This is a genomic window from Nocardia vinacea NBRC 16497 (genome assembly GCF_000308835.1).
Taxonomy (GTDB): Bacteria; Actinomycetota; Actinomycetes; order Mycobacteriales; family Mycobacteriaceae; genus Nocardia; species Nocardia vinacea.
On sequence record NZ_BAGN01000416.1, the window covers coordinates 61,314 to 70,524 of the forward strand.

A 9,211-nucleotide genomic window follows, 5' to 3' on the forward strand; every position below is an offset into this window, starting at 1 on the left:
GTGTCAGCTGTGAGCGCGCGCCCAGCGGATCCAGAACCAGCGCACAGCCGACACCAAGGTAGGCGGATCAAGGTCGGATCGGAGCATTTATTCGTCCGCACTCACAAGGAGCACCATGAGCCACCCTACTCAACAGCCGTCATCGGAACCCGACACGGTCTGGGGCGCACCACGCCCCGCGCAGGCGGGCACCTGGTCCACCAAGAAGACCCTCGCCGCGGTCGGGATCGCCGGAGCGATCGCCGCGGCGGGCGGCGGTGCCATCTACGCGGCATCGTCGTCCAATTCGAACAGCAGCCATGGTCCGGGCGGTCCCGGTGGCATCGGAATGTCGATGAACGGCGCGTCGGGTCGGTCCGGTCAAGCGGGTGGCCCCGGCTCCGGAACCATGATTCCCGCGGCGCTACACGGGGAGTTCGTCGTCGCCGACAGCAATGGCGGTTACACCACCGAGCTCACCCAGACCGGCACCGTCACCGCCGTGAGCGCGACCTCCATCACCGCCACCAGCAGCGACAACTACACCCAGACCTACACCATCTCCGGCACGACCAGCGCGTCGACGGTGAAAGCCGGGGATACCGTGAGCATTCGCGCTACCAAGACCGATGGCACCGCCACCGTGACCTCGATCACCGCAGGCAATGCGACCGCGCCGGGCGGTATGAGTGGCGGTCCGGGTGCGATGAACGGCGCACCCGGTCAAATGAGCGGCGGTCCCGGTCCGGCGGGCGGTGGACCCGGCCAGCTGGGCGACGGCACGTCCGGAGCCGGCCGGGGCGGTGGGCAGAGCCGAACCGGCAACTGACCGGTTCACAGCTGGCACTTAACTTCCGCCAACGAAGAACAAATGTTGGGGCTCAACGATTCTCGTGGTCGGCCCGGAGACGCGGGCCGACGGTTTCGGATCTGATCCGACAACAGGAGGAACGCAGATGAGTTTCACATCGAAGCTGGCAGTGACCGCGGCGGCCGGTGCCGTCGCACTCGGCATGCTCGGCATCGGAGCCGGTGCGGCGAGCGCCGACGGACCCCAGGGACCAGTGCCCGGACAGCAGTGCCAGCCTCCTGGCGATCACCCGCAAGGCCCGCCCCCCGGCGACCACCCGGATGGGCCGCCGCCCGGCGACCACCAGGGCCCACCCCCCGGCGACCACCAGGGCCCGCCGCCCGGTGACCACCCGCAGGGCCCTCCGCCGCAGTGCCAGCCCGGTCAGTAACCCATTGCAGCCCAACACATCCCGATGACGTAAGCCCGGCGGCGGACTCACCAGTCCACCGCCGCGCTTCATCGGCATAGGCAAGTAGTTGCCATAAATCGGCCGCAAGGCGAAAAGCCCAACCACACCGCGACCACCGGACCCGCCGCGGCAGCAGCAGCCCCGGATCAAGATCAGGTGGCACTGGTGGCGGGGGCTTCTCGGGCGATGCCGCCACAGATTCCACCTGATCTTGATCGCGCGAGGGGGAGCGGGATTCTTGAATGACTGGCTAGCTGCGATGGGCTGAACCCCCTGTGGGTCATGGCATTTCGAATCTTGCGGAGTGAAGTATGATGGCTCGGGCGGTCGCTCGGAGTGGCAGGGGCCGTATCGAAGTCTTGTGCCAATCGACCGAGGTGGCGGATATGGGTCTGAGTGGTAAGCGGTTCCTGGATGTGGCCGGGAGCAGGGATGCGGCCGTGACGGTGCTGGCATCGATCACCGCGTTGTACTACCTGATCGTCGCGGTCACCAACTGTATCGACACCGATACCAACCGGCGCGGCGTGCAGGCGGTGCTGTCGATGCAGGCCACGATCCACCACTCCGGTACCGACTGGCATGCCATCACCAACAGCACGGTCATCCTTATCGCCTATATCCTTATCGTGACCTGGGAGTATCTGACCGGCTTCGTGCTGCTCGCGGGTGCAGCGACCGGCTGGTGGGCACTGATCGGCCGGAACTCCGCCAGAACCGCACTCGCAGCGAAGTTGTCGAGCCTCGGCTGGACCATGGCGGTGCTGCTGTTCGCGGGCGGCTTCCTCACCATCGGCGGCGAGTGGTTCCGGATGTGGGCGAACAAACAAGTGAACGCCACGTCGGCGGCGCTGCAGAACTTCCTCCTCGCGGCCGTGGGACTCATCCTCGTGCACATGTCGACCCGCTCCGAAGCCCGAGTCGGCGAGCCGAGCGTGGAAGATACGCCCAGCACAGAAGGCGATACTCCCACCACGGAAAGCAACGCACCCGGTGGGGAAAGCGATACACCCCCGGAGCGGTAGCGCTCACCGATGACCTTCTCACTCGAGCCCAGCGCACATCCCGACGACGGATAGCGAGAACTACGCTGCGAGGGTGCACACGACACGGGCTTATTCGATTTGGGGTGTCGGTGTTGCCGCGTACGTGATCGCGGTGTTGCAGCGGACATCGTTCGGAGTTTCCGGGTTGGCTGCCGCCGAGCGGTTCCATGCCAGTCCCGCGATGTTGTCCGGATTCGTTGTGCTGCAGGTCATCGTGTATGCCGGAATGCAGATTCCGGCGGGGTTGATGCTCGATCGGGTCGGCTCGCGCGCGATGATCGTCGCGGGTGCCGTGATCATGGCGCTCGGCCAGGGCGTGCTGGCGGCTACGGAATCGCTTCCGTTGGCGATTGCGGGCCGGGTGCTGGTGGGCACCGGCGACGCCTTCACCTTCATTTCGGTCCTGCGGCTGGTTCCGCACTGGTTCGCACCGCGGCGGGTGCCGCTGATTTCCCAACTCACGGGCATACTCGGACAGTTCGGTCAGGTGCTCTCGGCCCTGCCGTTTCTTGGGGTGCTGCGCGCCGCAGGCTGGCCGCCGGCATATCTGTCGGCCGCGGCGCTCGGCGTACTGTTCGCGGTCCTGGCCGCGGCGCTGATCCGGGATAAACCACCGGGCGAGACCACGACCGATAAGCCCGCTGGACTGCGCGAGGTCGGTGCCCAGATCCGCGCGGTGTGGACCCATCCCGGCACCCGGCTCGGCTTCTTCACCCATATGGGCACCCAGTTCTCCATCACCACATTTGCATTGATGTGGGGTGTCCCGTATCTCGTTTCGGCACAACGGTTGTCGCAGTCCGGTGCGGGCCTGCTGCTGACGGTTTCGGTGGGGTCGGCGATCGCCGCCGGACCGATACTCGGCGTCCTCAGTGCTCGCTATCCACTGCGCCGATCGTGGCTGGTGCTGACCATCATGTGCGCCAACGCCACCGTCTGGACGGTGGTGCTGGTGCGCAACGAACCCGCCCCGATCTGGCTGCTGGTATTGCTGGTCGTGGTCATCTCGGTCGGCGGTCCCGGCTCGATGATCGGATTCGATTACGCCCGGATGTTCAATCCGAATACCGTGCTCGGCACCGCACAGGGCATGGTGAATATCGGCGGCTTCCTGGCGACCCTGCTGGTCATCGAGACCATGGGCCTCGTGCTCGATCGCACCGGCGGATACAGCTTCTCGTCGTTCCGCCTGGCGTGGTTGGTCCAATACCCGATCTGGTTGATCGCCATCACCGGCGTGCTGATCACCCGCTTGAAGACCCGCAGGCATCTGGCCGAACACGGCATTCACGTGACACCGCTGCGCGCGGTGCTCGCCCGGATCCGTGCCAGGCGTAATACCTGAGAAGACTGGAAAGATCGGCCGTTTCGGCAGGTCAGCGACTCAGCACTGTGGTATCGAAGAAATGCCGCGAGGCCCGGTAGACATGCCTACCCATTTCGATCGGACGCCCGGAATCGTCGAAGGCGACCCGCTGCATCGTCAGCAACGGCGCATTCGTGCGCTCGTCCAGCAGCCGCGCCTCGGCCCTGGTGGCACCGCGCGCACCGATCCGCTGGCGCGCGAGTGCGATGTGAATTCCCTTGGCCCGCAGGCATTCATAGAATCCGTGCAGTTCGAGCTGGTCGGGCGCAGGTGCGAATTCGGCGGGCACGTAATTGGTCATGACGGCCAGCGGCTCACTCCCGGCACGGCGCAGCCTGCGGAAGGTCACGAAGCGGGCGTCCTCGGCCACGCCGAGCTCCTTGGCGATATCGGGATCCGGTGTGCCGAGCCGATAGTCGAGCAATTCGGTGGTCGGTTCCTGACCAGTAGTGAGCAGATCGTCGTACAGGCTGGTCAATTCGACCGGGCGATGCACCTGATTCTGTACGACCTGGGTGCCCACCCCGCGCCTGCGCATCAACAGTCCTTTGTCGACCAGTGCCTGGATCGCCTGCCGCGTGGTCGGCCGCGACAGATTGAGCCGCTTGGCCAGGTCGAGTTCGTTCTCGAGGCGATCCCCCGGGGCGAGCCGACCTTCCAGGATCGCGTTCTCGATGCCCTGTGCCAGTTGGAAATACAGCGGGACCGGACTCGAGCGGTCGATCGCGACATCCAGTGGCGCGGGCATCGTCGGCTCCTCGGGGCGAACGGGCGCAGGTGAGCGCCATTTCTTCCACTGTAAATCACACCGGGCAGTTCTTGTTGCATATGTCCTTATGTCCTGACAAAGTCTTGACAAGGGGGTATGACGGGCGCACAGTCTGGATACGCGGTCATGCCCGTCCCCGAGGACCGAACCCTGGAGTCAGCCTGTGAACGCTCAATTCGAGGTCGTGTCGACCGGTCGGGTCGGCGTCGACATCTATCCGCTCCAATCCGGAGTGGGGCTGGAAGATGTCGACACCTTCGGCAAGTTCCTCGGTGGCAGTGCCGCCAATGTCGCCGTCGCAGCGGCGCGGCTCGGTCGGCGCACCGCGCTGTGGTCCGGCGTCGGAGCCGATCCCTTCGGCCGGTATGTGCGGCGCGAACTGGTCCGGCTCGGCGTGTCGGATGTCCTGGTGCAGACCACCAAGAGCCTGCCGACCCCGGTGACCTTCTGCGAGATCTTCCCGCCGGACGATTTCCCGCTGTACTTCTACCGCGAACCGAGCGCGCCGGACCTGCAGATCACCAGCGGGCAGGTGGATCCCGACATCATCCGCGGTGCGGGCGTGTACTGGTCGACTGTCACCGGGTTGTCCCAAGAGCCTTCTCGTGCAGCGCATTTCGATGCTTGGTCGATCCGGGAACGACGGCCGCTCACCGTGCTCGATCTGGACTACCGGCCGATGTTCTGGGCCGACGAGGAACAGGCCCGCACACAGGTACGCGAGGCTCTGCCCCAGGTGACGGTGGCGGTCGGTAACCGCGAGGAGTGTCGCATCGCCGTCGACGAGACCGATCCGCATCGGGCCGCCGACGCGCTGCTGGATCTGGGAGTCGAACTGGCCATCGTCAAACAGGGACCGGACGGGGTGCTCGGCAAGACCCGCCACGAATCCGTCGTGGTGCCGCCGGCCACCGTCGAGGTGCTCAACGGCCTAGGCGCGGGCGATGCCTTCGGCGGCAGCCTATGTCACGGCCTGCTGGCCGGATGGGAGCTGGAGACCATCCTGCGCCGCGCCAATGCCGCCGGGGCCATTGTGGCCGCGCGGCTCGAATGCTCCACCGCCATGCCGACCAGCGCCGAAATCGACGATCTCGTCGCGCTGTCGTTGATAGGAAAGGCCCGGAAATGAAGGTAGCCTCGCGCGGCGAAGCGATGAGGGGTGGTGACCAGGAGACGGGCCGGCCCGAATCGACCTCGGCACCCGTGGGAGTACGGTCCTACGCCGAGCTGACCGAGTTGCGTGCGGCCGATCCCGGCGCCATCGCCCGAGCATTCGCCACACGGACCCGTCGCGGTCTGGTGCGCGGTGACGGCCGGTTGATGATCATCGCCGCCGACCACCCGGCCCGCGGCGCACTGTCGGCGTCCGGCAACCCCTACGCCATGAACAGCCGCAGGGAACTGCTGGACCGGCTGGTCACGGCATTGGCCCGGCCGGGCGTGGACGGTGTGCTCGGCACCGCGGACATCATCGAGGATCTGCTACTGCTCGGCGCGCTCGCGGACAAGGTCGTCTTCAGCTCCATGAACCGCGGTGGCATCGCGGGCGCGGATTTCGAACTCGACGACCGGATGACCGGATATACCGCGCGGGCGACCGCCGCGGCCGGACTCAATGGCGCGAAGATGCTCAACCGGTTCGATCTCACCGATCCGGGCACGCTGTCGATGATGACCGCGAGCGCCGCCGCCATCGATGAACTCGCCGCGCTCGGTTTGGCCGCGATGCTCGAGCCGTTCATATCGCATCGGCCCGATGGGCCGGGGACCAAGGTGGTCAACGATCTGTCACCGGATGCGGTCATCAAGAGCGTGCATCTGGCGCAGGGATTGGGCTCCACTTCGGCCTATACCTGGTTGAAGCTGCCCGTCGTCGCGGAGATGGAGCGGGTCATGGATGCCACCACCCTGCCCACCCTGCTGCTCGGCGGCGATCCGCAGACCGGCCCGGACGAAACCTATACGCGCTGGGCGAAAGCCCTTGCGCTGCCGGGTGTTCGGGGCCTGATCGTGGGTCGTGCGCTGCTGTATCCGCCCGACGACAATGTCGCGGGCGCGGTCGATACGGCCGTATCACTGGTCCGGTGATCGCGATGCACAGCAAGCATTATGTGCCCGCCGCCCGCACCTATCGCGCCCCGTACACGGTGGCGCTCACCCCGGAGGCGGCCGGGTGGGACCACGCCAGCCTGCACATCATCGAGCTCGCGCCGGGTCAGTCGCATCGCATGCACAGTCGATCCGATGAGATCGTGGTGGTACCGCTATCCGGTTCGTGCACCGTTGCCAGTGCCGGCGAGTCGTACGAATTGGCCGGGCGCACATGCGTTTTCGACGGCCCGACCGATTTCGCCTATATCGGGCGGGACAGCTCCTACACCGTAACCAGTACCGGCGGTGGACGATTCGCGCTCGGCGGCGCCGTCGCCCAGCGGCAGCTGCCGTTCCGCTATGTGCCTGCCGCCGATGTGGCCGTCGAGTTGCGCGGTGCGGGCAGCTGCAGCCGCCAGGTGCACAATTTCGCGACGGCGGACGCCTTCGATGCCGATTCGATCATCGCCTGCGAGGTGATCACTCCCGGCGGCAACTGGTCGTCGTACCCGGCGCACAAACACGATGAGCTCTCCGATACCGAGACCCCGCTCGAGGAGATCTACTACTTCGAATTCGCCCGTGGCGCGGACGATTCGCCCGGCTTCGGCTACCACCGTGTGTACGGGACCCCCGAGCGGCCGATCGATGTGCTCGAGGAGGTCCGCGACGGCGATGTGGTGCTGGTGCCACACGGCTACCACGGACCGTCAATCGCCGCGCCCGGTTACCACATGTACTACCTGAACATCATGGCCGGTCCCGGACCGGAGCGGGCCTGGCGGATCAGCGACGACCCGGCACAGACGTGGCTGCGCGGCACCTGGGCGGATATGGCGATCGATCCGCGTCTTCCCATGGGCGCGAAGGAGACTCGAGGGTGAGTCCGATCGACCACACCACCGGCTCGATCCCGGTAACGGGGGCCTGAATCTCGGCTTCCCACAGTACAACTGAGCGACCGACGGCCCGGCCTCAACCGAGTTCGAACCCGGCTATCGGATGCGAATAGACGTCGACGAGGACACGGCCTCGTCGAAGCGCGACCTCTCCCCGCAGTTCGACGGCACGCACGAGCTGCTGCCGTGCCGCGCGACCGGCGTTCTCAATGCCGGGAAGGGCTCGCGACAGTCCGATGACGCACAATCTCTCTTGGCTCGAAGCGGGCCTGCTTTCCTTGCATCCCAACGCTTTTGCCGAGCGGGGCGGCACTCGGACAACGATGCGAAATAAACTCCAGGACAGGAGATCTCGTGATGGCCAGCGAGCGGGACGCGCTCTCGGACAGATACCGCAAGTTCCGGGTCGAGAACTTCCCGCAGACGGATTTGGCCGGTTACCTTCCCGTCGACGGCGTCGAAGTCAAATTTCTCGACGGCTGCAATCGGTCGTGCATCTTCTGTGTGAACGAGGACTACATCGGAAAACGGTTGAATCCGTTGGACGCCGGTCGCTTCGCACAGTCGCTGTTCGACTGGATCGATTCACCCACCGAGCCGGAACGGCCCGAGGCGGTCTATGGCACCGGCGGTGAGCCGCTGATGGCGCTGGATCTCGTCGAGGAGGTCTTCCGTCCGCTGGGCGAACGCGGCATCACCACGCGCCTGGTGACCAATGGCACCTTGCTGGACGGGAAGCGGATCGCCCGACTGGTCGATATGAAGTTGTCCGGGGTGAAGGTCACTTACAACACCGCCGATGCCGCTCGGCTGGCGGCCCTGATGAAGGGTTCGAAATCCAACGACGCCGAACTGATTCTGCGCAATATCGAGCTGGCCAAAGCAGCCGGACTGTGGGTGTTCGTCCGAATCGGACTCGGCAAGCACAACTTCGACGAGGCACCGAAGATCTACCGCACCATGCGCGAGATCGGCGTCGATGTCGTACAGATCAAGCCCTGGATTCCGTCCGGACTCGCGGCGGCCAATCAGACCGAGCTGAGCCTCAGTCCCCCGGTGCTGTTCGATCGGTTCACCGGAATCATGGAAGAGCTGTACGACGAGATCCAGCAGCCCGGGGGTCCCGAGGTGACCGTCTCCTGCTATCCGCCCGCGCGGGAACTGGGATTCACGGTCAAGGATTGCGCCAATGTCGCCAAGATCTACTGTGAACCCTGCGGCCATGCGCTGGTGTGCAATTTCTCCGACGAATACCTCGGCAGCTGGTTTCCCGAGGACGGTGGGCTGCTCGCGTGTGTACAACGTCGCCGTGAGTTGTATCCGAGGATCATGGACGCTCACGGTGTCGCGTCGTGCCCGGCCCGGCTGAACTGGTCGTCCCCGACCGGGGTGGTCAACCCGGCGCCCGAATGGAAGCCCGCTGCACTTTTACCGCTCGCTGTTCTCGATGCCGAATGAGTTCGTGCCGCAGCGGATCTTGCTCCTCTCGCGTAAACCGCTCAGCGAACGCCCACTGCACGAATGGCTCCCGGAGGTCGTGACCGACACCGTTCTCATCACCGTGCCCGAGGCGTTGGCGGGCATCGGCGCGGATGTGCGCGACCGGTTTCGCGACTGCCGGACCGTCTCGGATTACCAATCGTGGTCCACCGAGTGGCTGGCCGAATGCGCGGCGCGCGAACACCGAGTCGGTCTCGTCGCCAGTTCGAGTGAGGACGATGTGCTGCGCAGCGCACGGCTGCGCGGGCGACTCGGATTACCGGGGCAGACAATGGAATCCGCGCGTGCCTACCGCGACA

Annotated in this window: 10 protein-coding genes; 9 read left to right on the top strand and 1 reads right to left on the bottom strand. The window is 65.6% G+C overall.

Translation table 11 applies throughout. The features are described from left to right. Positions 1-115 precede the first annotated feature (115 nt). The 4 genes from ON44_RS41340 to ON44_RS41355 all read left to right on the top strand — a co-directional run bounded on the left by ON44_RS41340 (position 116) and on the right by ON44_RS41355 (position 3,632). Positions 116-808 carry a major capsid protein gene (locus ON44_RS41340; RefSeq protein WP_051183185.1) on the top strand — a complete coding sequence of 231 codons (693 nt, stop codon included), beginning with the start codon at positions 116-118 and terminating at the stop codon, positions 806-808. Between the two features lie 127 nt (positions 809-935). Then, a complete protein-coding gene (locus ON44_RS49215; RefSeq protein WP_083898488.1) occupies positions 936-1,220 on the top strand; it encodes a hypothetical protein in 285 nt (94 codons plus the stop codon). A gap of 407 nt (positions 1,221-1,627) precedes the next feature. Continuing rightward, entirely contained in the window at positions 1,628-2,266 is a 639-nt protein-coding gene (locus ON44_RS41350) for a DUF2165 domain-containing protein (protein WP_051183186.1), read from the top strand. Between the two features lie 73 nt (positions 2,267-2,339). Then, positions 2,340-3,632: an MFS transporter gene (locus ON44_RS41355; RefSeq protein ID WP_040700350.1), complete on the top strand. Its 1,293-nt coding sequence runs from the start codon at positions 2,340-2,342 to the stop codon at positions 3,630-3,632. Between the two features lie 31 nt (positions 3,633-3,663). Here the strand turns inward: ON44_RS41355 and ON44_RS41360 are convergent, their stop codons facing one another. Then, entirely contained in the window at positions 3,664-4,401 is a 738-nt protein-coding gene (locus tag ON44_RS41360; protein ID WP_040700351.1) for a GntR family transcriptional regulator, read from the bottom strand. Positions 4,402-4,585: 184 nt separating this feature from the next. Between ON44_RS41360 and iolC the strand changes: the two genes are divergently transcribed. The 5 genes from iolC to ON44_RS41385 all read left to right on the top strand — a co-directional run. Further along, entirely contained in the window at positions 4,586-5,551 is a 966-nt protein-coding gene (gene iolC / locus ON44_RS41365) for a 5-dehydro-2-deoxygluconokinase (RefSeq protein WP_051183188.1), read from the top strand. A gap of 23 nt (positions 5,552-5,574) precedes the next feature. Continuing rightward, positions 5,575-6,510: a Cgl0159 family (beta/alpha)8-fold protein gene (locus tag ON44_RS41370; protein ID WP_373283296.1), complete on the top strand. Its 936-nt coding sequence runs from the start codon at positions 5,575-5,577 to the stop codon at positions 6,508-6,510. A gap of 5 nt (positions 6,511-6,515) precedes the next feature. Next, positions 6,516-7,397 (top strand): 5-deoxy-glucuronate isomerase, encoded by an 882-nt coding sequence (iolB, locus tag ON44_RS41375; protein WP_040700375.1) that lies wholly within the window; start codon positions 6,516-6,518, stop codon positions 7,395-7,397. A 372-nt stretch (positions 7,398-7,769) separates the two neighbouring features. Further along, the gene (locus ON44_RS41380; RefSeq protein WP_040700353.1) at positions 7,770-8,870 is read left to right on the top strand and encodes a radical SAM protein; all 1,101 of its coding nucleotides are present in this window, start codon (positions 7,770-7,772) and stop codon (positions 8,868-8,870) included. After that, positions 8,860-9,211 (top strand): hypothetical protein (locus tag ON44_RS41385; RefSeq protein WP_040700355.1); only part of this gene is annotated, 352 nt, incomplete at its 3' end. The genes ON44_RS41380 and ON44_RS41385, both read left to right, overlap by 11 nt.

Coding starts and splice junctions, on each gene's coding strand:
- ON44_RS41340 (WP_051183185.1), top strand. CDS start 116: ATGAGCCACCCTACTCAACAGCCGTCATCGGAACCCGACACGGTCTGG.
- ON44_RS49215 (WP_083898488.1), top strand. CDS start 936: ATGAGTTTCACATCGAAGCTGGCAGTGACCGCGGCGGCCGGTGCCGTC.
- ON44_RS41350 (WP_051183186.1), top strand. CDS start 1,628: ATGGGTCTGAGTGGTAAGCGGTTCCTGGATGTGGCCGGGAGCAGGGAT.
- ON44_RS41360 (WP_040700351.1), bottom strand. CDS start 4,401: ATGCCCGCGCCACTGGATGTCGCGATCGACCGCTCGAGTCCGGTCCCG.
- ON44_RS41370 (WP_373283296.1), top strand. CDS start 5,575: ATGAGGGGTGGTGACCAGGAGACGGGCCGGCCCGAATCGACCTCGGCA.
- iolB (WP_040700375.1), top strand. CDS start 6,516: ATGCACAGCAAGCATTATGTGCCCGCCGCCCGCACCTATCGCGCCCCG.
- ON44_RS41380 (WP_040700353.1), top strand. CDS start 7,770: ATGGCCAGCGAGCGGGACGCGCTCTCGGACAGATACCGCAAGTTCCGG.